17 protein-coding genes and 1 pseudogene are annotated in these 24049 nt (G+C 72.0%); 8 read left to right on the forward strand and 10 right to left on the reverse strand.

What is annotated here, in order from left to right:
• Positions 1 to 201: 201 nt before the first annotated feature.
• Complete coding sequence (locus tag ACI2L3_RS02805) at positions 202 to 1500, reverse strand: citrate synthase (RefSeq protein WP_191094959.1); 1299 nt, start codon at positions 1498 to 1500, stop codon at positions 202 to 204.
• Between the two features lie 197 nt (positions 1501 to 1697).
• Entirely contained in the window at positions 1698 to 3929 is a 2232-nt protein-coding gene (locus tag ACI2L3_RS02810) for an ATP-dependent RecD-like DNA helicase (RefSeq protein WP_404750700.1), read from the reverse strand.
• A gap of 352 nt (positions 3930 to 4281) precedes the next feature.
• Here ACI2L3_RS02810 and ACI2L3_RS02815 point away from each other — a divergent pair, with 352 nt between their 5' ends.
• Positions 4282 to 4479: a hypothetical protein gene (locus ACI2L3_RS02815; RefSeq protein WP_404750483.1), complete on the forward strand. Its 198-nt coding sequence runs from the start codon at positions 4282 to 4284 to the stop codon at positions 4477 to 4479.
• Between the two features lie 24 nt (positions 4480 to 4503).
• Here ACI2L3_RS02815 and ACI2L3_RS02820 read toward each other — a convergent pair whose 3' ends face one another.
• Genes ACI2L3_RS02820 through ACI2L3_RS02830 form a run of 3 tightly spaced genes read right to left on the reverse strand, consistent with a single transcriptional unit; the run spans position 4504 to position 7693 of the window.
• Positions 4504 to 5361, reverse strand: coding sequence for a sugar phosphate isomerase/epimerase family protein (locus ACI2L3_RS02820; RefSeq protein WP_404750484.1), 858 nt, complete (start codon positions 5359 to 5361; stop codon positions 4504 to 4506).
• Positions 5358 to 6539: a dihydrodipicolinate synthase family protein gene (locus tag ACI2L3_RS02825; RefSeq protein WP_404750485.1), complete on the reverse strand. Its 1182-nt coding sequence runs from the start codon at positions 6537 to 6539 to the stop codon at positions 5358 to 5360. Before ACI2L3_RS02825 ends, ACI2L3_RS02820 begins: the two co-directional genes overlap by 4 nt.
• Positions 6536 to 7693 (reverse strand): Gfo/Idh/MocA family protein, encoded by a 1158-nt coding sequence (locus tag ACI2L3_RS02830; RefSeq protein WP_404750486.1) that lies wholly within the window; start codon positions 7691 to 7693, stop codon positions 6536 to 6538. Before ACI2L3_RS02830 ends, ACI2L3_RS02825 begins: the two co-directional genes overlap by 4 nt.
• Positions 7694 to 7987: 294 nt before the next feature.
• On the opposite strand from ACI2L3_RS02830, the gene ACI2L3_RS02835 reads away from it, so the two are divergent.
• Positions 7988 to 9034 (forward strand): LacI family DNA-binding transcriptional regulator, encoded by a 1047-nt coding sequence (locus ACI2L3_RS02835; RefSeq protein ID WP_404750487.1) that lies wholly within the window; start codon positions 7988 to 7990, stop codon positions 9032 to 9034.
• Positions 9035 to 9287: 253 nt separating this feature from the next.
• Here the strand turns inward: ACI2L3_RS02835 and ACI2L3_RS02840 are convergent, their stop codons facing one another.
• Positions 9288 to 10811, reverse strand: coding sequence for a PLP-dependent aminotransferase family protein (locus ACI2L3_RS02840; RefSeq protein ID WP_404750488.1), 1524 nt, complete (start codon positions 10809 to 10811; stop codon positions 9288 to 9290).
• A gap of 28 nt (positions 10812 to 10839) precedes the next feature.
• Here ACI2L3_RS02840 and ACI2L3_RS02845 point away from each other — a divergent pair, with 28 nt between their 5' ends.
• The 3 genes and pseudogenes from ACI2L3_RS02845 to ACI2L3_RS02855 all read left to right on the forward strand — a co-directional run.
• A complete protein-coding gene (locus tag ACI2L3_RS02845) occupies positions 10840 to 11439 on the forward strand; it encodes a LysE family translocator (protein ID WP_404750489.1) in 600 nt (199 codons plus the stop codon).
• A 121-nt stretch (positions 11440 to 11560) separates the two neighbouring features.
• The gene (locus ACI2L3_RS02850; protein ID WP_404750490.1) at positions 11561 to 12553 is read left to right on the forward strand and encodes a GNAT family N-acetyltransferase; all 993 of its coding nucleotides are present in this window, start codon (positions 11561 to 11563) and stop codon (positions 12551 to 12553) included.
• A gap of 54 nt (positions 12554 to 12607) precedes the next feature.
• Positions 12608 to 13294 (forward strand): annotated as a pseudogene (locus tag ACI2L3_RS02855) (sugar phosphate isomerase/epimerase family protein); the annotation flags it as partial.
• Here ACI2L3_RS02855 and ACI2L3_RS02860 read toward each other — a convergent pair.
• On the reverse strand, positions 13275 to 14282 hold the full coding sequence (locus ACI2L3_RS02860) for an EamA family transporter (RefSeq protein WP_404750491.1): 1008 nt from the start codon (positions 14280 to 14282) through the stop codon (positions 13275 to 13277). The pseudogene ACI2L3_RS02855 and the gene ACI2L3_RS02860 sit on opposite strands and share 20 nt — an antisense overlap.
• 100 nt (positions 14283 to 14382) lie before the next feature.
• Between ACI2L3_RS02860 and ACI2L3_RS02865 the strand changes: the two genes are divergently transcribed.
• The 3 genes from ACI2L3_RS02865 (at position 14383) to ACI2L3_RS02875 (ending at position 18154) form a co-directional block, all read left to right on the forward strand.
• Positions 14383 to 15303 (forward strand): LysR family transcriptional regulator, encoded by a 921-nt coding sequence (locus ACI2L3_RS02865; RefSeq protein ID WP_404750492.1) that lies wholly within the window; start codon positions 14383 to 14385, stop codon positions 15301 to 15303.
• A gap of 316 nt (positions 15304 to 15619) precedes the next feature.
• Positions 15620 to 17386, forward strand: coding sequence for a glycoside hydrolase family 3 protein (locus ACI2L3_RS02870; protein WP_404750701.1), 1767 nt, complete (start codon positions 15620 to 15622; stop codon positions 17384 to 17386).
• 114 nt (positions 17387 to 17500) lie between these two features.
• On the forward strand, positions 17501 to 18154 hold the full coding sequence (locus ACI2L3_RS02875) for a hypothetical protein (protein WP_404750493.1): 654 nt from the start codon (positions 17501 to 17503) through the stop codon (positions 18152 to 18154).
• Between the two features lie 54 nt (positions 18155 to 18208).
• Here the strand turns inward: ACI2L3_RS02875 and ACI2L3_RS02880 are convergent, their stop codons facing one another.
• The 3 genes from ACI2L3_RS02880 to ACI2L3_RS02890 form a co-directional block, all read right to left on the reverse strand.
• The gene (locus ACI2L3_RS02880) at positions 18209 to 19657 is read right to left on the reverse strand and encodes an aminopeptidase (RefSeq protein ID WP_404750494.1); all 1449 of its coding nucleotides are present in this window, start codon (positions 19655 to 19657) and stop codon (positions 18209 to 18211) included.
• An 86-nt stretch (positions 19658 to 19743) separates the two neighbouring features.
• The gene (locus tag ACI2L3_RS02885) at positions 19744 to 20163 is read right to left on the reverse strand and encodes a hypothetical protein (protein ID WP_404750495.1); all 420 of its coding nucleotides are present in this window, start codon (positions 20161 to 20163) and stop codon (positions 19744 to 19746) included.
• A 107-nt stretch (positions 20164 to 20270) separates the two neighbouring features.
• The gene (locus ACI2L3_RS02890; RefSeq protein ID WP_404750496.1) at positions 20271 to 24032 is read right to left on the reverse strand and encodes an ABC transporter ATP-binding protein; all 3762 of its coding nucleotides are present in this window, start codon (positions 24030 to 24032) and stop codon (positions 20271 to 20273) included.
• Positions 24033 to 24049 lie beyond the last annotated feature (17 nt).

Here is a 24049-nt window from a genome sequence, read left to right on the forward strand (position 1 = left end):
AAATTGCGTTGCCGGGGCACGTGCACCGGGGAGCTTTGAGCGGCCCTCCCGTACGTACGCGTCCCGGCAGACCGCAGGGCAGCCACAGACGCCCGGCCGGATCCCGTGGGGGGAATCCGCACCGGGAAAAAGGGAAGCGCCCCGACCGTCGACCCGTGGGGGGATCGGCGGCGGGGCGCTTTCCGCTTGTTCGCCCGGGGGTCAGCGACCCTCGACCGGGACGAAGTCGCGAAGGACCTCGCCCGTGTAGATCTGGCGCGGGCGGCCGATGCGCGAACCCGGCTCCTTGATCATCTCGTGCCACTGGGCGATCCAGCCGGGCAGCCGGCCGAGCGCGAAGAGCACGGTGAACATCTCGGTCGGGAAGCCCATCGCGCGGTAGATGAGGCCCGTGTAGAAGTCCACGTTCGGGTAGAGCTTGCGCTCGACGAAGTAGTCGTCGGCCAGCGCGTGCTCTTCCAGCTTCAGCGCGATGTCGAGCAGCTCGTCGGACTTGCCGAGCGCCGAGAGGACGTCGTGCGCCGCCGCCTTGATGATCTTCGCCCGGGGGTCGAAGTTCTTGTAGACGCGGTGCCCGAAGCCCATGAGCTTCACGCCGTCTTCCTTGTTCTTCACCTTGCGGATGAAGGTGTCGACGTCGCCGCCCGAGGCCTGGATGCCTTCCAGCATCTCCAGGACCGACTGGTTGGCGCCACCGTGCAGCGGTCCCCACAGGGCCGAGATGCCGGCGGAGATCGAGGCGAACATGTTCGCCTGCGAGGAGCCGACCAGACGCACGGTGGAGGTCGAACAGTTCTGCTCGTGGTCCGCGTGCAGGATCAGGAGCTTGTCGAGCGCGTTGACCACGACCGGGTCCAGCTCGTACTCGGCGGCGGGCACCGAGAAGGTCATGCGCAGGAAGTTCTCGACGTAGCCGAGGTCGTTGCGCGGGTAGACGACCGGGTGGCCCTGCGACTTCTTGTACGCGTAGGCCGCGATCGTCGGAAGCTTGGCGAGCAGGCGGATCGTCGAGAGGTGACGCTGCTTCTCGTCGAACGGGTTGTGGCTGTCCTGGTAGAACGTGGACAGCGCGCTGACCACGGAGGACAGCATCGCCATCGGGTGCGCGTCACGCGGGAAGCCGTCGTAGAACCGCTTGACGTCCTCGTGCAGCAGCGTGTGCTGCGTGATCTCGTTCTTGAAGGTGGCCAGCTCGTCGACCTTCGGCAGTTCGCCGTTGATCAGGAGGTACGCCACCTCGGTGAAGGTGGAGCGCTCGGCCAGCTGCTCGATCGGGTAGCCGCGGTACCGGAGGATGCCCTGTTCACCGTCGAGATAGGTGATGGCGGATTTATAGGCGGCGGTGTTGCCGTAGCCGCTGTCCAGGGTCACCAGACCGGTCTGGGCGCGGAGCTTCCCGATGTCGAAGCCCTTGTCGCCGACGGTCGACTCGATCACCGGGTAGGTGTACTCGCCGTCGCCGTACCGCAGTACTACACCGTTGTTAGCGTTCTCGCTCACGTCATCCCTCACCGACGTTGTGCCTCTTCTTCGAGGTGCCCTGACTGTCTCTACCATCCCCCATTTGGCCCTGGAGAGTGCACTCGGGGTCGACCATTGGGCCTATTGGCGGCACTCAGTGCCGCCAACCTGCTCATCCTGCCCCCTTCGCCCCGGTTCCGGAAGTGCTGTGTGAGGTTTCCTACTCGTTTGATCGATCAAAATGTTCCAGGACCCTCTCCGCGGCGTCCCGGACGGCCCGAAAGCCTGAAATCCAGGGCCGTACAGCGCCTTCCCGCGGAGACCGTGCGCACTGCCTGTCCCAGAGCCTTGCGCGAACCGACGAGGACGACCAGCCTCTTGGCGCGTGTCACGGCGGTGTAGAGCAGATTGCGCTGGAGCATCATCCAGGCCCCGGTGGTGACCGGGATCACCACGGCGGGATATTCGCTGCCCTGGGAGCGGTGGATCGTCACGGCGTAGGCATGGGCGAGCTCGTCCAGTTCGTCGAAGTCGTACGGGACTTCCTCGTCCTCGTCGGTGCGAACGGTGAGCCGCTGCTCGTCGGTGTCGAGGGCGGTGACGACGCCCACCGTGCCGTTGAAGACGCCGTTCTGCCCCTTGTCGTAGTTGTTGCGGATCTGGGTGACCTTGTCGCCGACGCGGAAGACCCGGCCGCCGAACCGCTTCTCCGGCAGGTCGGGCCTGGCGGGGGTGATGGCCTGCTGGAGCAGGCCGTTGAGATTGCCCGCGCCGGCCGGGCCGCGGTGCATGGGGGCGAGCACCTGCACGTCGCGGCGCGGGTCGAGGCCGAACTTCTTCGGGATGCGGTGCGCGGCGACGTCCACCGTCACGCGGCCCGCGTCCTCGGTCTCCTCCTCGACGAAGAGGAAGAAGTCCTTCATGCCCTGGGTGATGGGCGGCACGCCGGAGTTGATGCGGTGGGCGTTGGTGACGACGCCCGACTCCTGGGCCTGCCGGAAGATGCGGGTCAGGCGGACGGCGGGGATCGGGCTCTCCTCGCTGAGCATGTCCCGCAGCACCTCTCCGGCGCCGACGCTCGGCAACTGGTCCACGTCGCCCACGAAGAGCAGGTGGGCGCCGGGCGGCACGGCCTTCACCAGCTTGTTGGCGAGCAGCAGGTCGAGCATCGAGGCCTCGTCGACGACGACGAGGTCGGCGTCGAGCGGCCGGTCCTTGTCGTACGCCGCGTCGCCGCCGGGCTTCAGTTCGAGGAGGCGGTGGACGGTGGAGGCCTCCGCGCCGGTGAGCTCGGCGAGACGCTTGGCGGCTCGCCCTGTGGGGGCGGCGAGGACGACCTTGGCCTTCTTGGCGCGGGCCAGCTCGACGACGGAGCGGACCGTGAAGGACTTGCCGCAGCCGGGGCCGCCGGTCAGGACGGCGACCTTCTGGGTCAGCGCGAGCCGGACCGCCTCCTGCTGCTCGGGGGCGAGCTCGGCGCCGGTGCGGTCCGCGAGCCAGGCGAGGGCCTTGTCCCAGGCGACGTCCCGGAAGGCGGGCAGGCAGTCGTCGGAAGTCTTCAGGAGCCGCAACAGCTGTCCGGCGACGGACAATTCGGCACGGTGGAAGGGGACCAGGTAGACGGCCGCGATGTCGTCGCCGCCGTCCGGGTCGGGCAGGGATTCGCGGACGACGCCCTCCTCCTCCCCGGCCAGCTCGGCGAGGCAGTCGATGACGAGGCCCGTGTCGACCTGGAGCAGCTTCACCGCGTCGGCGATGAGGCGCTCCTCGGGCAGATAGCAGTTGCCCTGGTCGGTGGATTGCGAAAGGGCGTACTGGAGGCCCGCCTTGACGCGCTCGGGGCTGTCGTGCGGGATGCCGACGGACTGGGCGATGCGGTCGGCGGTGAGGAAGCCGATGCCCCAGACGTCGGCGGCGAGGCGATAGGGCTCGTTCTTGACGACGGAGATCGACGCGTCCCCGTACTTCTTATAAATGCGGACGGCGATGGAGGTGGAGACGCCGACTCCCTGGAGGAAGACCATGACCTCCTTGATGGCCTTCTGCTCCTCCCAGGCGGCGGCGATCATCTTCGTCCGCTTGGGCCCGAGCCCGGGGACCTCCACCAGCCGCTTCGGCTCGGTCTCGATGATGTCGAGGGTGTCCACGCCGAAGTGGGTGGTGATCCGGTCGGCCATCACCGGGCCGATGCCCTTGATGAGGCCGGAGCCGAGATAGCGGCGGATGCCCTGGATGGTGGCGGGCAGCACGGTCGTGTAGTTCTCCACCGTGAACTGCTTGCCGTACTGCGGGTGGGAGCCCCAGCGGCCGTGCATCCGCAGCGACTCGCCGACCTGCGCGCCGAGCAGCGCGCCGACGACGGTGAGCAGGTCACCGGCGCCGCGGCCGGTGTCGACACGCGCGACCGTGTACCCGGTCTCCTCATTGGCGTACGTGATGCGCTCGAGGACCCCCTCGAGCACCGCCATCGCTGCAGCTGGACTCGACATGATCCGACGCTACCGCCCGGCACCGACAACGCGGCGGGCCTGTGGACAACTTCGGGCCTGTGGACAACTCCGGGTGGCCGGCGACTTCGAAGGGGCCTGGTCCCGTGGACCAGACCCCTTCGGGTTTCCCCTCCCCTGCCAGAACCTCGCGATCCCCCCGGATCCCCCGGATCCCCCCAGATCCTGGATTTCCCCCCTCAGAAGCCCTGACGCCATATACGACACGCGTCGTGCCCGAAGGGTTGCACGGTGTTGCCCAAAAGTTTTCAGCGGGCTTCCAGGTGCTGACAATGCGGGGCATAGGTAGCGTTTGACGCATGAGTGAGGAGGAATGATGTTCGGTGTCCTCGCGAAGTTGAGCAAGCCGGTGGCCAAGGCGGTCTCCAAGAAGACCGGCATTCCCGCGCCGACGGTCACGCGTGCGATCGAGGTGGCCATTCCTGTGGTCCTGACCGTGCTCTCCAAGCGGGCCGCGCGCACGAAGGGCAAGGGTGGCGCGGGCCCCACGGGCAGGGGCCGCGGGAAGTAGACCGGGGCCGCGGGAAGCAGACCGCTACGCGTGCGCGCGGAAGCGTGCCGCCGTCTCCCTCAGCACCTCGCTCCCGTCCCGTTCCCACAGCTCCTCGTTGAAGATCTCCACCTCGATCGGGCCGCGGTATCCGGCGGCCTCGACGAGCCCGCGGAAGGCCCTGAAGTCGACGCTGCCGTCGCCCAGTTGACCGCGCCCCAGCAGCACGCCCGCGGGCAACGGTGTGATCCAGTCCGCCAGTTGGAAGGCGTGCAGCCGGCCCGCCGCGCCCGCCCGCGCGATCTGGTCGGGCACCAGGTCGTCCCACCACACGTGGTACGTGTCCACGACCACGCCGACCTGGTCGGCGGGGAAGCGTTCCGCGAGGTCGAGGGCCTGGCCGAGGGTGGAGACCACGCAGCGGTCGGAGGCGAACATCGGGTGCAGCGGCTCGATGGCGAGGCGCACGCCCCGCTCCTCGGCGTAGGGCCCCAGAACGGCGAGCGCGTCCGCGACGCGCTCGCGCGCGCCGGCCAGGTCCTTGCTGCCGGCCGGCAGGCCGCCCGAGACCAGGACCAGGGTGTCCGTGCCGAGGGCCGCCGCCTCGTCGACCGCCGCGCGGTTGTCGTCGAGGGCACGCGCGCGTGCCGCCTCCTCGATGTCCGTGAGGAAGCCGCCCCGGCACAGGCTCGTCACCGTGAGGCCTGCGTCCCGCATCAGGCGGGCGGTGCGCTCGACCCCGTACTCCTGGACGGGCGCGCGCCACAGGCCGACCGCCCCGATGCCCTCCTTGACGCAGCCCTCGGCGAGTTCGGGGAGCGACCACTGCTTGATCGTCTCCTGGTTCACGCTCAGCCGTGACAGCGACAGCGGCGCGAGGGCGGGGGCGGGCTCGGGGCTCATTGCGGGACTCCGTGGACGGTGAGCAGGGATCGCATGCGGGTGGCGGCCAGGTCCGGGTCGGGGAACAGGCCGAGGCCGTCGGCGAGTTCGTAGGCGCGGGCCAGGTGGGGCAGCGAGCGGGCCGACTGGAGGCCGCCGACCATGGTGAAGTGCGTCTGGTGTCCGGCCAGCCAGGCCAGCAGGACGACACCGGTCTTGTAGTAGCGGGTCGGGGTCTGGAAGAGATGGCGGGACAGCTCGACGGTGGGGTCGAGCAGGGCGCGGAAGCGCTTCACGTCGCCGGTGTCCAGGATCCGCACGGCCTCCGCGGCGAGGGGCCCCAGCGGGTCGAAGATGCCGAGCAGGGCGTGGCTGAAGCCGTGGTCGTCGCCGGCGATCAGCTCGGGGTAGTGGAAGTCGTCGCCGGTGTAGCAGCGGACGCCGTCGGGCAGGCGGCGGCGCAGGGCGATCTCGCGGTCGGCGTCCAGGAGGGAGACCTTGATGCCGTCGACCTTGTCGGGGTGGGCGGCGATCACCTCCAGGAAGGTGTCCGTGGCGGTGTCCAGGTCGGCCGAGCCCCAGTAGCCCTCCAGCGCGGGGTCGAACATGGGGCCGAGCCAGTGCAGGATCACCGGCTCGCCGGCCTGGCGCAGGAGGTGGCCGTACGTCTCCAGATAGTCGTCCGGCGAGGCGGCAGCGGCGGCCAGGGCGCGGGACGCCATGAGGATCGGCTGGGCGCCGGCCGACTCGACGAGGGCGAGCTGCTCCTCGTACGCGCCTCTGACCTGCGGAAGGCTCGCCGGGGCGGTCGCGGGGGCGGTCAGTTGGTCGGTGCCGACCCCGCACGCGATGCGGCCGCCGGTCGCCTTCGCCTCCGCGGCCGACCTGCGGATCAGCTCGGCCGCTCCCGCCCAGTCCAGGCCCATGCCGCGCTGGGCGGTGTCCATGGCCTCGGCGACGCCCAGGCCGTGCGCCCAGAGGTGGCGGCGGAAGGCGAGCGTGGCGTCCCAGTCGACGGCGGCGGGGCCGTCCGGCGACACGTCCGCGTAGGGGTCGGCGACCACGTGGGCGGCCGAGAAGACGGTGCGTGAGGTGAGCGGGGGGCCGCCCGCGGTCGTGCGCGGCGGCTCCTCGCGCGGGGTGTACGCGCGCGTGCCGCCTCCCGCGGCGGGCAGCAGCACCTGGCGGGGCCCGGTCACAGCGCGATCTCCGGTACGTCGATGCGGCGGCCCTCGGCGGAGGACTTCAGGCCCAGTTCGGCGAGTTGCACGCCGCGCGCGCCCGCGAGGAGGTCCCAGTGGTAGGGCGCGTCGGCGTACACGTGCTTGAGGAAGAGCTCCCACTGCGCCTTGAAGCCGTTGTCGAACCCGTCGGCCTCGTTGTCGGGCACCTCCTGCCACTGGTCGCGGAAGGAGTGGGTGACGGGCAGGTCCGGATTCCAGACCGGCTTCGGCGTCGTACTCCGGTGCTGTACGCGGCAGTTGCGCAGCCCGGCGACCGCCGACCCCTCCGTGCCGTCGACCTGGAACTCCACGAGCTCGTCGCGGTTGACGCGCACCGTCCAGGAGGAGTTGATCTGCGCGACGGCGCCGCCCTCCAGCTCGAAGATGCCGTACGCGGCGTCGTCGGCGGTGGCGTCGTAGGGCTTGTCGCGCTCGTCCCAGCGCTGCGGGATGTGGGTGGCGGTGAGCGCCTGGACGGTGCGCACGCGGCCGAACAGCTCGTGCAGGACGTACTCCCAGTGCGGGAACATGTCGACGACGATGCCGCCGCCGTCCTCCGCGCGGTAGTTCCAGGAGGGGCGCTGGGCGGGCTGCCAGTCCCCCTCGAAGACCCAGTATCCGAACTCCCCTCGGATGGACAGGATCCGGCCGAAGAACCCCCCGTCGATGAGCCGCTTCAGCTTCAGCAGCCCCGGCAGAAAGAGCTTGTCCTGGACGACGCCGTGCTTGATGCCGGCGTCCTCGGCGAGGCGGGCGAGGCCCAGGGCGGCGTCGAGTCCGGTGGCGGTCGGCTTCTCGGTGTAGACGTGCTTGCCCGCGGCGATGGCCCGCTTGATGGCGTCCTCGCGCGCGGAGGTGACCTGCGCGTCGAAGTAGATGTCGACGGTCGGGTCGGCGAGGACCGCGTCGAGGTCCGTCGAGACGTGCTCCAGGCCGTGCCGGTCGGCGAGTGCGCGCAGCGCGTGCTCCCTGCGGCCGACCAGCACGGGTTCCGGCCACAGCACGGTGCCGTCGCCCAGATCGAGGCCGCCCTGTTCGCGGAGGGCGAGGATGGAACGGACGAGGTGCTGGCGGTGGCCCATGCGTCCGGTGACGCCGTTCATGGCGATGCGCACCGTCTTGCGTGTCACGGAAGTCCCTCCGTAGGAGCGTAGCAAGCGCTTTCTATTCAGGGGCAAGCTAGCCTGCCGGACAAGGTTCGGACAAGGGTTCCGGTCGGGAGCGGCGGCCGGGCGGGGACGAACGGGTGACCGGGGGCGGACGCGATGGGTGACCGGGGGCGGACGTGGCGGCTGATGGAGGCGGACGTGATGGGTGACGGGAGGCGGACGTGATGGGTGACGGGAGGCGGACGTGACGGCTGATGCTGGCGGACGTGGTGGCTGCCGGGAGGCTCGTGTGATCGGTGACCTGAGGAGTACGACATGACGGCCGTGACCCTGGCGGACGTGGCGGCCCGCGCGCAGGTCTCGCCGGCCACCGTCTCCCGCGTCCTGAACGGCAACTACCCCGTGGCGGCCGCCACGCGCGAGCGCGTCCTGCGCGCCGTGGACGACCTCGACTACGTCCTGAACGGTCCCGCGAGCGCGCTCGCCGCGGCCACCTCCGACCTGGTCGGCATCCTCGTCAACGACATCGCCGACCCCTTCTTCGGGATCATGGCGGGCGCCGTGCAGTCCGAGATCGGCGGGCCCGGTGGCCGCGCGGGCGGCGAGCGGATGGCCGTCGTCTGCAACACGGGCGGCTCTCCGGAGCGCGAACTCACCTATCTCACGCTCCTTCAGCGCCAGCGCGCCGCCGCGGTGGTCCTCACGGGCGGGGCGATCGAGGACGCCGCACACGCCGCCGCGATCGCCGGGAAGCTGCGGCGGCTTTCGGAGGCGGGCACGCGGGTGGTGCTGTGCGGCCGGCCGCCCTCGCCGGACACCGACGCGGTGGCGCTCACCTTCGACAACCGTGGCGGCGGTCGGCAGCTGACGGAACACCTGCTGGGCCTCGGCCACCGCCGCGTCGGCTACATCGCGGGCCCGGAGGAGCGCACGACCACCCGGCACCGCCTGGAGGGCCACCGCGCCGCCCTCGCCGCGCGCGGCATCCCCGACGACCCGGCGCTGACGGTCCACGGCCCGTACGACCGCCGCTCCGGCTACGACGCCACGGCCGAACTCCTGCGCCGCGCCCCCGACCTGACGGCCGTCGTCGCCGCCAACGACACGGTGGCACTCGGCGCGTGCGCGGCCCTGCGCGACAAGGGCCTGCGCATCCCCGACGACGTCTCGGTGGCGGGCTTCGACGACCTCCCGTTCAGCATCGACGCCGTGCCCGCCCTGACGACGGTCCGCCTCCCCCTCCACGAGGCGGGCGCCCGCGCGGGCCGCATCGCGATGGGCAAGGAGAAGGCTCCGCCGGGCGGGGTGGCGACGGTGCACGGGGAGCTGATGGTGCGGGGGTCCACGGCGGGGCCGCGGTAGCCCTCGCCGTCGCGGGCACTTCCCCTGCCGGGGGCGCTCCCATCGCCGCGGGCGCCCCCACCACCGCGGTCACCTGCACCACCGAGGGCGCCGCACCATCCCGGCCGCCGCACCGCCGCGGGCGCCCGCATCGCCGCGCCCATCCCCACCACCGCAGCCGTCCTCCCGCGCTCACCGCGCCCCCATCACCGGCGGCACCCGCACCACCGCAACCGCCCCACCACCCCCACCCCGGACGCGGACCCACGCCCCCTCACACCGACGGCCCCTCGCCGCGCACCAACCGCCCCACCACCCCCACCCCCTCCGCGATCTCCGCCGTGCCCGTCGCCGCGTACCCGAGGACCAGGCCCGGAGGTTGGGGCCGTTGGGTGTGCCAGGACAAGGGGTGGACCTTGACGCCGTGGGCGAGGGCCGCGGTGGCCAGCTCGGCGTCGGGGAGTACGCCGTAAGGGCCTCCGCGCGCCTCCGTACCGAACGTAATCATCAGGTGCAGGCCCGCCGCCGCGCCGTGCACCACCGCCCCGGGCAGGTGTTCACGGATCGCCCCGATCATCGCGTCCCTGCGCCTGCGGTGGTGTCTGCGGATGAGGCGCAGGTGGCGTTCCAGGTCGCCCGATTCCATGAGGTGGGCGAGGACCAGCTGGGGCAGTGCCGGGCTGCCGAGGTCGATGAGGCGTTTGGCGTCGACGAGTGCGTCCCGGTACGCGGGCGGTGCCAGCAGCCAGCCCAGGCGCAGGGCGGGCGCGAGGAGCTTGGAGACGCTGCCCGCGTAGCAGACGTGTTCGGGGAGCAGGGCGCGCAGCGCGGGGACGGCGGGCCGGTCGTAACGGTGTTCGGCGTCGTAGTCGTCCTCGATGACGAGGCCGCCGTCGCGGGCCCAGTCCATCAGCTCGCGGCGCCGTTCGCCGCCGAGGACGACTCCGGTGGGGAACTGATGGGCGGGCGTGAGCAGTACGGCCGGCGCCCCCGTGGCGCGCAGCGCGTCGACGCGGATGCCGTGGGCGTCGACCGGGACGGGCGGGGTGCCGAGCGGCCGCAGGTGCTGGCGTACGCCGAGCGATCCCGGTTCCTCCACCGCCACGTCGGTGATCCCGTCGGCGCGCAGGACGTCGACGAGCATCCGCAGCGCCTGGGCCGTGCCGTTGACGATCATCACGTCGTCGGGGTCGGCGGGGATCCCGCGGTTGCGCGAGAGCCAGTGCGCGACGGCCCGGCGCAGGGCCGGGGTGCCGCGCGGATCCCCGTACCCGAAGTCCGCAGGGGAGAGCCCTGCGAGGACGGAGCGTTCGGCGCGCAGCCAGGCCGCGCGCGGGAAGGCGGCGAGGTCCGGCAGGCCGGGCGACAGGTCGATGCGGGCGGGCGCGGAACGGATGGCGTCGAAGACGCCGAGGTCGGGTGGGGTGGTGAAGAGGCCCTCGGGCGACGCCCCACCGTCCCTGCCCGGTAAGGGACTTGGCCGTATCGGCGCGTGCGGTACGGCGACCACCACCGTGCCGCCGCGCCCCCGCCCCGCGACATGTCCGTCCTCGGTGAGCCGCCGGTAGGCCTCGGTGACGACGCCGCGGGACACGCGCAGGTCGGCGGCGAGCGTACGGGTGGCGGGGAGTCTGCTGCCGACGGCGAGGCGGCCGTCGGCGATCGCGCTCCGGATCCGCCGCGCCAGCCAGTCGGAGAGCCCGCCGCGGGGTGCGTCCCCGGCGTCGAGCTGGAGGAAGTCGGAGGCCCCGCCCGGACTTATGGACCTGTCGAGTGGAGATCCAATGGACCTGTTCATGGAGCCATTGTGGCGCCAGGGTCGAGGCATGGAATTCTTCCTCACCTCCCTCGTCGTCTGCGTGACGCCCGGCACCGGCGCCCTGTTCACCATCGCGGCCGGCCTCTCGCGCGGCACCCGCGCCGCGTTGATCGCGGCGGTCGGCTGCACGCTGGGCGTCGTCCCGCACATGGTGGCCGCGATCACCGGTCTCGCGGCGCTCCTGAACACCAGCGCCGTCGCCTTCCAGACGCTCAAGTACCTGGGTGTGGCCTACCTCCTGTACATGGCGTGGAGCACGCTGCGGGACAAGAGCGAGCTCACCGCCGGCGGGGAGAGCGAGCCGCGTTCGGCGGGCCGCACGATCCTGACGGGCGTGCTCATCAACATCCTCAATCCGAAGCTGACCCTGTTCTTCTTCGCGTTCCTGCCGCAGTTCGTGAGCACCGACGAGCCGTACGCGGCCCTGCGCATGACGGAGCTGAGCGCCTACTTCATGCTGATCACGTTCCTGGTCTTCGCGGTGTACGGCCGGTTCGCCGCGGCCATGCGCAGCCACGTCATCTCCCGCCCGCACGTGGTGGCCTGGCTCCGCCGCACCTTCGCCGTGGCGTTCGCGGCGCTGGGGGCGCGGCTGGCGTTCATGTGAGGCGGTCGGCATCCCTCTGAGGGGCGCCCGTGGGATGAGCCGTTCGGCCCATCCAGGGCTTCCCAGCCCCGCCACCCCGGCGTACCGTTGACTCAGTCAAAGGTAAACCGGAGTGATCCGTATGACGAAGACCCCTCATGAAGCCCCGGCACGCATCGCGCCGGGCGCCCCCATCCACGAGATGCGCGCCTTCAACCGGTTCTACACGAACCTCATCGGCGCGCTGGACTACAGCCGCCACCTGTACGTCCCGTACACCCTCACCGAGTCCCGCGTCCTGTACGAACTGGCGCACTCGGCGCGGACCGACGCGGCCGACCTGCGGGCGGAACTCTCCCTCGACGCGGGGTACTTGAGCCGGCTGCTCGCCAAGTTCGAGCGGGACGGGCTGGTCGAGCGGGCGCCCTCCGCGGCCGATCCGCGACGCCAGCGGATCACGCTCACCGCGCGCGGGCGCGACGCCGCCGAGCTGCTCGACGAGCGGTCGCGCGAGGCGGTCGGCTCGCTGCTCTCCGAGGTGCCCGCGGCGGACCGGCACCGGCTCGCGGCGGCCATGCGCACGGTGCGGGAGATCCTCGGGGGCGGTCGCGGGCGGCTCCGCCGCCGCGGGAGGCGCGAGGACGTCCTGCTCAGGGAGCCGGGGCCGGGCGACCTCGGGTGGATCGTGCAGCGCAACGCCGCCGTGTACGCCGCCGAGTTCGGCTGGAACACCGAGTACGAAGGCCTGGTCGCCCGCATCGTCGCCGACTTCGCCGAGGACCACGACCCCCATCTGGAGCGCGTGTGGATCGCCGAGCTCGACGGGCGGCCCGTGGGGTGCGTGATGTGCGTACGGGACGACGCGCCGGGCACCGCCCGGCTGCGGCTCCTGCTCGTCGAGCCCGACGCGCGGGGCCTCGGCATCGGGGACCAACTGGTCACGGCCTGTATCGAGTTCGCGCGCGGCGTCGGGTACCGCGAGCTGACCCTGTGGACCAACGACGTGCTCGCGTCGGCCCGCGGGATCTATCTGCGCCACGGCTTCGCCCTCGTCGCCGAGAAGCCGCACCGCTCCTTCGGCGTCGACCTCGTGGGACAGGACTGGCGGCTTCCGCTGCACGGGCGGCCCGCGTGAGCCGCCCGCCGGGGCGGGGTTGACCGCGCCCGCACGCCGCCTACTGTCGGGACCATGAAATTCGCCTTCTCCACCCTCGGCGTGCCCGGCCTGCCCGTCCCCGACGTGCTGCGGCTCGCCACGGAACACGGCTACCACGGTGTCGAGCTGCGCGCGCACCCCGAGGAGCCGGTGCACCCCGGGCTCGGGCTCGTCGAACGGGCCGACGTGGCGGCCGAGTTCAAGGCGGCCGGAGTCGAGACCCTCGGAATCGCCGGGTACGCGCGCGTGGCGGCGCCCGGCGAGGACGGCCCCGTCCTCGACGAGATACGGTCCCTCGTCGACCTCGCCCGCGACCTGGGCGCCCCCTTCGTCCGCGTCTTCCCCGGCGGCGGCACCGAACAGAGCGCGGCGGAGGCCGACGCGACCGCCGCGCGGCGGCTCGGCACCGCCGCCCGGCACGCCGCCGACGCCGGCGTACGCATCCTCCTGGAGACCCACGACTCGCACCGCACGGGCGCCGACGCCACCCGCGTCCTCGGCACCGTCGGACACCGCCAGGTCGGCGCCCTGTGGGACGTCATGCACACCTGGCTCGGCGGCGAATCCGTCACCGACACCTTCGCCGCGCTCTCCCCCTACCTCGGCTACGTCCAGGTGAAGGACATCGCGTCGGCGGACGACACGACGCCCCTGGCCCTCGGCGCCGGCGCGCTGCCGCTCGCCGAGTGCGTGGCGCTGCTCAGCGCGGAGCAGTGGGAGGGGTGGCTGTGCTGGGAGTACGAGAAGCGCTGGTACGAAGGGGCGGCGCCGCTGCCGGAGCTGCTGGGGCCGGGACGTGAACTCCTGTCCCGTCTGGCGACCCGCTCCGGCTGACCCGGGGGCGGGCCGGGCCGCCCGCCCCCGTGAACGAGGTCAGCGCGACGCCGCCCACCAGCAGGGCCGCCGCGCACCACCGCAGCCCGCTCACCGACTCGCCGAGGACCAGGGCGGCCGACGACATCCCGAAGACCGGCACGAGCAGGGAGAACGGGGCGACCGTGGACGCCGGGTGGCGCCGCAGCAGGTATCCCCACGCACCGAAGCCGAAGACCGTCGTCACCCAGGCGACGTAGACGATGATGCCCGCGCCCGACCAGTCGAGGCCGCGCAGGGCGTCCAGGTCCCGGGACGGCCCCTCGAAGAGCAGGGAGAGCGCGAGCAGCGGCAGCACCGGGACCGCGCTCACCCACACCATGAAGTTCAGGGCGTCCGGCGGGGACGCCTTGCGGGTCAGGATGTTGGAGACGCCCCAGCAGGCCGCGGCGCCCATCAGCAGGGCGAAGGCGGTCAGCGGCCCGGTGCCGCCCTCGTCGACGGCCGCGACCGCGATCCCCGCGAGGGCGACGACCATGCCCGCCACCCGTACCCGGCCGGGCCGTTCCCCCAGCAGCACGAAGGCGAACAGGGCGGTGAACACGGCCTGCACCTGCAGCACGAGCGAGGAAAGACCGGCGGGCATCCCGGCGTCCATCCCGATGAAGAGCAGCCCGAACTTGGCCACGCCGAGCACGAGCCCCACCCCGACCACAGCCTTCCACGCCACCTTCGGCCGCCCCACGAAGAAGACGGCGGGCAGCGCCGCCACGAGGAAACGCAGCGCGGAGAAGAGCAGCGGCGGGAAGTGACCGAGACCCACCTCGATCACCACGAAGTTGACGCCCCAGACGGCGGCAACGAGGACAGCCAGACAGATGTGTGCAGGTCGCATGCGTCGAGGATCACCCGCTCCGACCATGTAGCACCAGCACGGATCTCTGCATGATTGGATGAAGCGACGCTTACGAGTCGCTGATGAATGGGGAGGGCCCGTGCTCGATCTCGCCCGGCTCCGCGCCCTGCACGCCGTCTCCGTGCACGGCACGGTGGGCGCGGCCGCCACCGCGCTCGGCTACACGCCCTCCGCGGTCTCCCAGCAGATAGCCAAGCTGGAACGGGAGACCCGCACGACGCTCCTCGAACGGCGCGGCAGAGGCGTCGCCCTCACCGAGGAAGCCCTCCATCTCGCCGAGACGGCCCGCCAGTTGATGGCCATCGTGGAACGCGCCGAGACCGAACTGGAGGAACGGCGCGGGGTGCCGGCCGGGCGCCTCACCATCGCCGCGTTCGCCTCGGCGGCGCGGGGCCTCCTCCCCTCCGTCCTCGCCGATCTGGCGCGCCGCCACCCCGCCCTTGACACCCGCATGTCGGAGATCGACCCGCACCTCTCCGTCGACCTCGTGGCCAAGGGCGCGGTCGACGTGGCCGTCGTCCACGACTGGGACATCGCGCCGCTCCCCACGCCGCCCGGCGTCGAACAGGCCGTCATCGGGGACGACTTCTGCGACCTCGTGGTCCCCGACGGGCACCGGCTCGCGGGGCGCGCGTCCGTACGCCGCGAGGAGCTGAAGAACGAACGCTGGATCACGCAGCCTCCGGGGCTCGTCTGCCACGACTGGCTGATCCGCACGCTCCGCGAGGCGGGGTGCGAGCCGGACATCGCCCACCAGGCCGAGGAGAACCCGACCCTCGTCGCGCTCGTCGCCGCGGGGCTCGGCATCGCGCTCATCCCCCGCCTGGGCCGCGGCCCCGTCCCGGCCGGCGCGGTCACGGTCTCCCTCGACCCGGTGCCGGTCCGCCGGCTCTACGCCCTGTGGCGGACGGGGGCCTCCCGCCGCCCCGCCATCGCGGAGACGGTCCGCACCCTTCAGGCGCACTGGCAACCGAGCCCACCCTCACCCCAACTTCCGTAAATCTTCGGCCGGTCGGGAACCGTACCGCTCCCCCAGCCGTCCAACCGGCACGCTGCCGGTGAGTCTCCGCAAGGCGGTGTCGGCATCGCTGCTGGCTGCGAACGCTGACCACCCTCTCCGCCGCCTGCGGCCCGGCAGCCCGCCGTCACCGGTGCGCCCCCCCTTCAACAGCGCCGGTGACGGCCCCGCGCTCCTCCCTTGACCGGCAGAAATCTTCGGGATATCCGTAACTCCTGAAAGTTTCCTCCGAACCGCGGGAGCCCACGTGCAGCAGCCCGACGACAGCGACCGCAGGCTCCGCGAACTCGTCGGCTCCATGTCCCTGGAGGACAAGGTCGGCCAGCTCTTCGTCATGCACGTGTACGGCCACCGCGCGACCGACCCCGACCAGGACGACGTCGACACGAACCTCCGGGAGCTCGGCGTGCGCGACGCCGCCGAGCTGATCGCCCGCTACCGTCTCGGCGGCGTCATCTACTTCGGCTGGGCCCACAACACCCGCGACCCCCACCAGATCGCCGAGCTCTCCCGCGGCATCCAGGAGGCGGCCCCCGGCGTCCCCGTCCTCATCTCCGTCGACCAGGAACACGGCGCCGTCGCCCGCGTCGGCGCCCCCGCCACGCTGCTCCCCGGCGCCATGGCCCTCGGCGCGTCCGGCTCGTACGACCACGCCCGCGAGGCCGCCCGGATCGCCGGCACCGAGCTGCGCGCCCTCGGCATCCGGCAGGACTACGCCCCGGACGCCGACGTGAACGTGGACCCGGCCAACCCCGTCATCGGCGTACGCTCCTTCGGCGCCGACCCCGAAGCCGTCGCCGGATTCGTGACCGCGCAGGTCGAGGGCTACCGGAGCGCGGGCATCGCGACCGCCGCCAAACACTTCCCGGGGCACGGCGACACGACGGACGACAGCCACACCGAGCTGCCGCACATCCACCACACCCGCGAGGAGTGGGAGCGCTACGACGCGCCCCCGTTCCGCGCCGCGATCGCCGCGGGCGTCGACTCCGTCATGACCGCGCACATCGTGGTGCCCGCCCTCGACCCGTCGGGTGACCCGGCGACGCTCTCCCACCCGATCCTGACCGGCATCCTGCGCGAGGAGCTCGGCTTCGACGGCGTGATCGCCACGGACTCGCTCGCGATGCGCGGCGTCCGTACGAAGTACGGCGACGACCGCGTGGCCGTGCTCGCGCTCAAGGCGGGCGCCGACCAGCTCCTGAACCCGCCGCGCCCGGACGTCGCGTGGCACGCGGTGATCGACGCGGTCAGGAGCGGCGAGCTGACGGAGGCCCGGATCGACGAGTCGGTCCTGCGCGTACTGCGCATGAAGGCGAGGGTCGGCCTCCTGGACGGCGAGGAGCCCACCCCCACCCCCACCCCCACCCCCACACTCTCTACCGTCGGCGCCCCCGCCCACCTGGCCGCCGCCGACCGCATCGCCGAAGCCACCACGACCCTCCTGGTCAACACCGACGGGCTCCTCCCCCTGTCACCCGCCACGCGCCCCCGCGTCCTCGTGGTCGGCGCCGACCCCCGTTCGCCGTCCGGGACCACGGGCCCGCCGACCGCGGTCCTCGCGGACGCACTCAACGCCCTGGGCTTTCAGGCGACGGCCCTGCCCACCGGAACCGCGCCCGACGAAGCGGCGATCGAGAAGGCCGTGGCGGCGGCACAGGGCGGCCAGGACGCCGTCCTCGTGACGACGTACAACATCACCACGCATGCCACCACGAGGGACAACACCCAGGCGGCGAACACGACCCTGGACAACACGCACGCCCGAGCCCACCGGGCGACGGACAGCCCCGACGACACCAGCCAGGCCACCCTCGTCGCCGCCCTCAAGGCCACCGGCGTCCCCGTCATCACCCTCGCCGTCCGCAACCCGTACGACGTGGCCCATCAGCCGCCCGTCGACGCCGCCCTCGCCTCGTACTCCTGGACGGACGTCGAACTGCGCGCCGCCGCCCGGGTCATCGCGGGCCGGGCCGCTCCCCGGGGGCGGCTGCCCGTGCCGGTGCGGCGGGCGGACGACCCGGCGCAGGTGCTGTACCCGATCGGGTACGGCCTGACGTACTGAGCCGTACGCCGCGCCACCCGCACGCCACCCCCAAGCGGCCCAAAGCCCCCCGCGCGCCTGGCGTGCGCCCGCTCCGGCGGGCCACGCTGGGGTGCGCGTATCGGGGGGATGGCCATGGTTGCCTGCGACAGGGCACGGCCGCGGGCGGCGGCTGTGGGGCTGGTCCTGGCCGTGCTGGCTGTCCTGGTCGCGCTGGTCGCGCTGGTCGCACTGACCGGGTGTCAGAAGCCCGACCGCTCCGATCCCCCCGGTTCCGATCCCACCGGCTCCGATCCCACCGGTTCCTTCCCCGTCTTCCTCGCCGTCGACGAGTGCAGTACGCGGGGCCGCGCGACGTTCACGGAGGTCTCGTGCACCAGTGAGCGGGCGGCGGCGCGGGTCGTCGCGCGCTACGACGGGACCGTACGGCAGGGCCCCGCCTGCCCGGCCCACACGGACTTCGTGCTGCACATCAGCGAGAGCAGGCCCGCCGTCGACGAGGACGGCGACGGCGAGGTCCCGCGGGGCTACGCCTGCATGCGGAATCTGGAGCCGCCACACCCCGGCGACCCCGGTGGCGGCGGCGGTCCGCGGACCGTCGTCGGGGACTGCGTGTACGGCGCGGGGCGCGGCGAGGTGCGGGAGACGGCCTGCGACGGCTCCGGCGAACGGCGTCCGGAGTACCGGGTGACGTCGGCGGTACCGGACCGCGCCGCGTGCCCCGCCGCCACGCGGCTCTACGTGACCCTGGACGGGAAACGCCCGGTGGGGTGCGCGGTACGGCTGTAAGGGGCCGACGCGGTGCGTCGGCCCCTGTCGCGAGACGCGAGACGGCCGGCCGTACTACGGCCGCAGCGTCTGCTCCTTCCGCACGTCACGCCGGTCGAGCTTCTTGTCGTACGCGGCCAGCGGCTTGCCGGAGTCCGAGGGCACCCCGGCCCACGTCTGGATCCGCTCCGTCGCCTTCGCCTTCTCGTCCGCGACGAGCTGCGAGACGCTCGCGCCGTGGTTCGCGCCGGGCGCCGTGAAGACGTGGCTGTCGTGCTTGGCGCCGCGCGCGGGACGGAACCGCTCGGCGCCCCACGGGTCATACTCGCCGTACACGTACATCATCCGGTGCGCGTTGTGCCGCACCCAGCGGTCGACGTCCCGCATCGCGTGCGGCTCGAACGTCATCGGGATGTCGCGCGGCACGAAGTTCCGCGGCGGCTGATAGCCGTACCGGCTCAGGTCGCCGAGCCAGGGCTGCTCGATGGTGGGCGCGCCGAGCTCGGTGCCCGCCTGGTAGTAGTACGGCGTGTACGGGGTGAGGCCCTGGTCGGTGTAGGAGGACCAGCCGCCCACCGAGTCGACGTAGTCGAAGAGGGCCTGGTCGGTCATGGTGGCCGCGTCCGGGATCTGCCCGCAGGCGGTGGCGGCGGGCTGGTACTGCCAGAAGCCCCACACCAGGTCCATGACGACGGCTTCGAAGGCCTTGTCCAGCGTGCCGACGGTCTTGAAGGTGTAGCCCTCCGCCTCGGCGAGGGCCGCGAGCTTCGCCGACAGCGGCTCCCTGCGTACGAGCGCCTCGCGCTGCACCGCCTGGATGCTTTCGCGGCACTCCTTGGTGCCGACGCCCTCGAAGAACTCGTCGTAGGCCGAGTCCTCCTTGTCGACGACGTCATTGGGCGCTACGTAGGAGACGATTCCCGCCATGTCGCGCGGATAGAAGCGCTCGTAGTACGTCGCCGTCATGCCGCCCTTCGAGATGCCGGTGGCCAGCCACTTCTTGCCGTAGATCGGCTTGAGCGCCTGGTAGATGCGGTGCTGGTCCGTGGCGGCCTGCCAGATGTCGAGCTTCGACCAGTCGGCGGGATCGGGGCGCGATGGCGTGAAGAAGCGGTACTCCATGGAGACCTGGTTGCCGTCGACGATCTGTGTCGGCTCGCGGCGGCTGGGGTTCGTGGAGACGCTGTAGCCGCTGGTGTAGTAGACCGTGGGGCGGCTGGTGTCCTTGTGCAGCACGGTGAGGCGCTGCTTGAAGGTGCCCTTGGACGGGCGCCGGTGGTCCACCGGCTGGGTGTAGTTGAGTACGAAGAAGCGGTAGCCGGGATACGGCTTTTCTTCGATCAGGCTCATGCCGGGTATGGCGAGCAGCCTGTCCTTGATGTCGCTGATATCGGCACTGGCACTGTTCGTGCCATCCGTTAGGCCCGGTTCTGCAGCGGTGGCCGCTCCGGACGTCGCTCCGGCCGCGCCCACCGTGCCTATCAGCACCACGAGCGACAGCACCCATCTGAGCGTCTTGCGCATGCACCCTCCCCTGTCGACACAGCAATGCCCCGGAACCTAACGGAGCAACTGGGTCCACACCAGGGGGAGTTCGCTCAGCAGTTCGCTCAGCAGAGGATCCAGCCGGAACTGACCCCGTGCCCGCCGATCTTCCCCTTCACCCACACGCAGCGGTGGCCCGCGTGGACCGTCACCGGGCCCGCGTGGTGGCTGTACCGGCCCTTGTCACGCGCGGGCCGGCTGCCGCGGGCCTGGACGCTGACGGACATCGTCTTGCGGACCCTGGTGTTTTTGGCGAAGGCCACGGCGCAGACGTAGCCGCGGGTCTTGAAGACGTCGACCCGGCCGGTGCTGAAGGGGAGCGTGCGCACCTTGCGGCCGGCGCAGAGGCCGGTGACGGCCTCCGCGGATGCGGTGCCGGGGCCCGCGAGGGCGAGCAGCACGGCGGCGGCGAGCACGGCGGTGCCGAGCGTCAGCCGCCGTCGTATCCGACCACAGCTCCGCCCGCTGCTCCGCCCACCGCTCACGGTTGCCCCTCCCGCCACTCCTGCCTCAGCGTACTGATGTACGGACGCAGCCCACCCCACCCGCGGTTGCGGGTCGCCCCGCCTTTTCCCGTGACCCTTCCGCCCCCTCAGGCCGCTTCGACCGGCTCGCCCACGAATGTCCGCCACAGCCGCGCGTACCGGCCGTCCAGCGCGAGGAGCTCCTCGTGCGTGCCGTCCTCCGCGACCCGGCCGTGGTCCATCACGACGACGCGGTCGGCGCGGGCCGCCGTGGTCAGCCGGTGGGCGACGACGAGTGTCGTGCGCTTGCCGGCGATGCGGTCGGTGGCCTGGTTGACCTGCGCCTCCGTGGCGAGGTCGAGCGCGGCCGTCGCCTCGTCGAGGAGCAGGATGTCGGGGTCGACGAGTTCGGCGCGGGCCAGCGCGATGAGCTGGCGCTGTCCTGCGGAGAGGTTGCGGCCCCGCTCGCTCACCTCGTGGAGGTAGCCGCCCTCCAGGGTGGCGATCATCTCGTGCGCGCCGACCGCGCGGGCGGCCGCCTCGACCTCGGCGTCGGTGGCGTCGGGACGGCCGTAGGCGATGGCGTCGCGGACCGTGCCGGCGAAGAGGTACGCCTCCTGCGGCACGACGCCGAGGCGGTGACGGTACGAGGTGAGGTCGAGGGAGCGGAGGTCCGTGCCGTCGACCGTGACGCGGCCGCCCGTGGGGTCGTAGAAGCGGGCGACGAGCTTCACGAGCGTCGACTTGCCCGCGCCGGTCTCGCCGACGAAGGCGACGGTCTGCCCGGCGGGTATCCGCAGGCGTACGCCGCTGAGCGCCTCCTCGGGGTCGCCCTCGCCGGTGGCCGCGTACGCGAAGTCGACGTCCTCGAAGGCGATCTCGCCGCGCAGCGAGAGCACCTCCATCGGCTCCTTCGCGGCCTGCGTCGACGTGGGCTCCTGGAGGAGTTCCTGGATGCGGCCCAGCGAGACGGACGCCTGCTGGTAGCCGTCGAAGACCTGCGACAGCTGCTGCACGGGCGCGAAGAACAGGTCGATGTAGAGGAGATAGGCGACGAGCGCGCCGGTCGTGAGCGTGCCCGCCTCGACGCGGCCCGCGCCGACGATGAGTACGGCGACGACGGCGACGGACGACAGGAACTGCACGAACGGGAAGTACACGGAGATCAGCCACTGGCCGCGGATGCGGGCCTGCCGGTAGCTGTCGCTGTTCTCCGCGAACCGCTCGGCGCCCGCGCGCTCGCGCCGGAAGGCCTGCACGATGCGCAGCCCGGCGACGGACTCCTGGAGGTCGGCGTTGACGACGGACACCCGCTCACGGGCCAGTTCGTACGCCTTCACGCTGGCCTTGCGGAAGAAGTACGTGCCGACGATCAGCAGCGGCAGCGTCGCGAAGACGACGAGGGCGAGCTCCACGTCGATGACGAGCAGGGCGGCCATGATGCCGAAGAAGGTGACGACGGAGACGAACGCGGTGACGAGTCCGGTCTGCAGGAACGTGGACAGCGCGTCGACGTCGGTCGTCATCCTGGTCATGATGCGCCCGGTCAACTCGCGTTCGTAGTAGTCGAGTCCGAGCCGCTGGAGCTGCGAGAAGATCTTCAGCCGGAGCGAGTAGAGCACCCGCTCGCCGGTCCGTCCGGTCATCCGCATCTCGCCGGTCTGCGCCACCCACTGCACGGCGACGGCGGCGAGCGCGAGCCCGGCCGCGGCCCAGACGGCGCCCAGCGCCAGCTCGTTGACGCCCTCGTCGATGCCGTGCCGGATCAGGACGGGCAGCAGCAGCCCCATGCCCGCGTCGACGGCGACGAGCAGCAGGCTGAACAGGAGCGGCACCCCGAACCCGCCGAGCAGTCTGCGCAGGCCGTACGACTCCTCGGGCGTGACGGCCCGTGCCTCGTCGATGCCGGGGGTGTCGGCGGCCGGGGGCAGCGCCTCGACCTGGGCGAGCAGTTCGGGCGTGGACGGCATCCCGGCGAGGGAGGTGTCCTTCGGCTCCCGGTCGCCGGTCCACAGGGCGGGCGTGATGCCGCGCTCCGCGTCGAACTCGGCGTCGAGCTCGTCGCGTACGGAGGTGTCCTCGGGCCGGTCGGGCAGGTCGGCGGGGAGTGCGTGGCCCGGCGAGACGCCGCCGAGCTCGTCGGGGTCGGTGAGCAGCCGCCGGTAGAGGGCGGAGCGCTCCTCCAGCTCGTCGTGGGTGCCGAGGTCGGCGAGGCGTCCCTCGTCGAGAACGGCGATGCGGTCGGCGAGGTTGAGGGTGGAGCGGCGGTGAGCGATGAGAAGCGTCGTACGCCCCGCCATCACACCCCGCAGCGCCTCGTGGATCTCGTGCTCCACGCGCGCGTCGACGGCCGATGTGGCGTCGTCGAGGACGAGGAGGCGGGGGTCGGTGAGGATGGCGCGGGCGAGCGCGATGCGCTGGCGCTGGCCGCCGGAGAGGGTGAGGCCCTGCTCGCCGACCTTGGTGTCGTACCCCTCGGGCAGGTCGGATATGAAGCCGTGGGCCTGGGCGGCGCGGGCGGCGGTCTCGATCTCCTCGCGGGTGGCCTCCGGGTGGCCGTAGGCGATGTTGGCGCCCACGGTGTCGGAGAAGAGGAAGGAGTCCTCGGGGACGAGCCCGATGGCGGACCGCAGGGAGTCGAGGGTCAGCTCACGCACGTCGTGGCCGCCGATGAGGACGGCGCCGTGCGACACGTCATAGAAGCGCGGCAGGAGCAGCGAGACGGTGGACTTGCCGCTGCCGGAGGAGCCGACGACGGCGAGGGTCTCACCCGGCCGGATCTCGAAGGAGAGACCGCTGAGGACGGGCCGGTCGTCCTCGTAGGCGAACCCGACGTCGTCGAACTCGACGGTGGCGGGGGCGTCGGCGGGCAGCTCCTTGGTGCCGTCCGCCATGCTCGGCTCGGTGTCGATGAGTTCGAGGACGCGCTCGACGCCCGCGCGGGCCTGCTGTCCGACGGTGAGGACCATGGCGAGCATGCGCACGGGTCCGACGAGCTGGGCGAGGTAGGTGGAGAAGGCGACGAACGTGCCGAGGGTGATGTCCCCCTCGACCGCGAGCCAGCCGCCGACGGCGAGCATGGCGACCTGGCCGAGCATCGGGACGGCCTGGAGGGCGGGCGTGTAGCGGGCGTTGAGGCGGATGGTCCGCAGCCGTCCGGCGAAGAGCTTGCGCCCGACCTCCCTGAGCTTGCCGGTCTCCTGGTCCTCCTGCCCGAACCCCTTCACGACGCGTACGCCGCTGACGGCGCCGTCGACCACTCCGGCGACGGCGGCGGCCTGGGCCTGCGCGTACCAGGTGGCGGGGTGCAGCCGGGAGCGGGAGCGGCGGGCGATGAACCAGAGGGCGGGGGCGACGGCGAGGGCGACGAGGGTGAGCGGCAGGGAGAGCCACGCCATGATCACGAGGGAGATCACGAAGAGCAGGATGTTGCCGATGGTCATCGGCAGCATGAAGAGCAGGCCCTGGATGAGCTGGAGGTCGCTGGTGGCGCGTCCGACGACCTGCCCGGTGGACAGCTCGTCCTGCCGCCGCCCGTCGAGCTTCGTGATCGTCCCGTACATCTCGGTCCGCAGGTCGTGCTGGACGTCGAGGGCGAGGCGGCCGCCGTAGTAGCGGCGGATGTAGGTGAGGACGTAGACGACGACGGCGGCGCCGATGAGCGCGCCGGCCCAGGGCCCCATGGACCGGCCGCCGCCCTGGCCGTCCTGCCCGATGACGTCGTCGATGATCACCTTGGTGATCAGCGGGACGAGGGCCATGACGGCCATGCCGCCGAGCGAGGACCCGAGCGCGAGCACGACGTCCTTCGGATACCGCCACGCGTACCCGGTGAGCCGCTTGGCCCAGCCGGATTTCTCCGGCCCGGCCCCACCCCGTTGCTGCGCCACGTGCTGCCTCCCGTCGA

The organism is Streptomyces sp. NPDC029674, assembly GCF_044903205.1.
GTDB lineage: Bacteria > Actinomycetota > Actinomycetes > Streptomycetales > Streptomycetaceae > Streptomyces.

Bases quoted from the DNA above. Each gene is read 5' to 3' on its own strand.
- ACI2L3_RS02810 (WP_404750700.1), bottom strand. From the start codon at position 3,929: ATGGCGGTGCTCGAGGGGGTCCTCGAGCGCATCACGTACGCCAATGAG.
- ACI2L3_RS02815 (WP_404750483.1), top strand. From the start codon at position 4,282: ATGATGTTCGGTGTCCTCGCGAAGTTGAGCAAGCCGGTGGCCAAGGCG.
- ACI2L3_RS02820 (WP_404750484.1), bottom strand. From the start codon at position 5,361: ATGAGCCCCGAGCCCGCCCCCGCCCTCGCGCCGCTGTCGCTGTCACGG.
- ACI2L3_RS02835 (WP_404750487.1), top strand. From the start codon at position 7,988: ATGACGGCCGTGACCCTGGCGGACGTGGCGGCCCGCGCGCAGGTCTCG.
- ACI2L3_RS02840 (WP_404750488.1), bottom strand. From the start codon at position 10,811: ATGAACAGGTCCATTGGATCTCCACTCGACAGGTCCATAAGTCCGGGC.
- ACI2L3_RS02845 (WP_404750489.1), top strand. From the start codon at position 10,840: ATGGAATTCTTCCTCACCTCCCTCGTCGTCTGCGTGACGCCCGGCACC.
- ACI2L3_RS02850 (WP_404750490.1), top strand. From the start codon at position 11,561: ATGACGAAGACCCCTCATGAAGCCCCGGCACGCATCGCGCCGGGCGCC.
- ACI2L3_RS02860 (WP_404750491.1), bottom strand. From the start codon at position 14,282: ATGCGACCTGCACACATCTGTCTGGCTGTCCTCGTTGCCGCCGTCTGG.
- ACI2L3_RS02870 (WP_404750701.1), top strand. From the start codon at position 15,620: ATGTCCCTGGAGGACAAGGTCGGCCAGCTCTTCGTCATGCACGTGTAC.
- ACI2L3_RS02875 (WP_404750493.1), top strand. From the start codon at position 17,501: ATGGTTGCCTGCGACAGGGCACGGCCGCGGGCGGCGGCTGTGGGGCTG.
- ACI2L3_RS02880 (WP_404750494.1), bottom strand. From the start codon at position 19,657: ATGCGCAAGACGCTCAGATGGGTGCTGTCGCTCGTGGTGCTGATAGGC.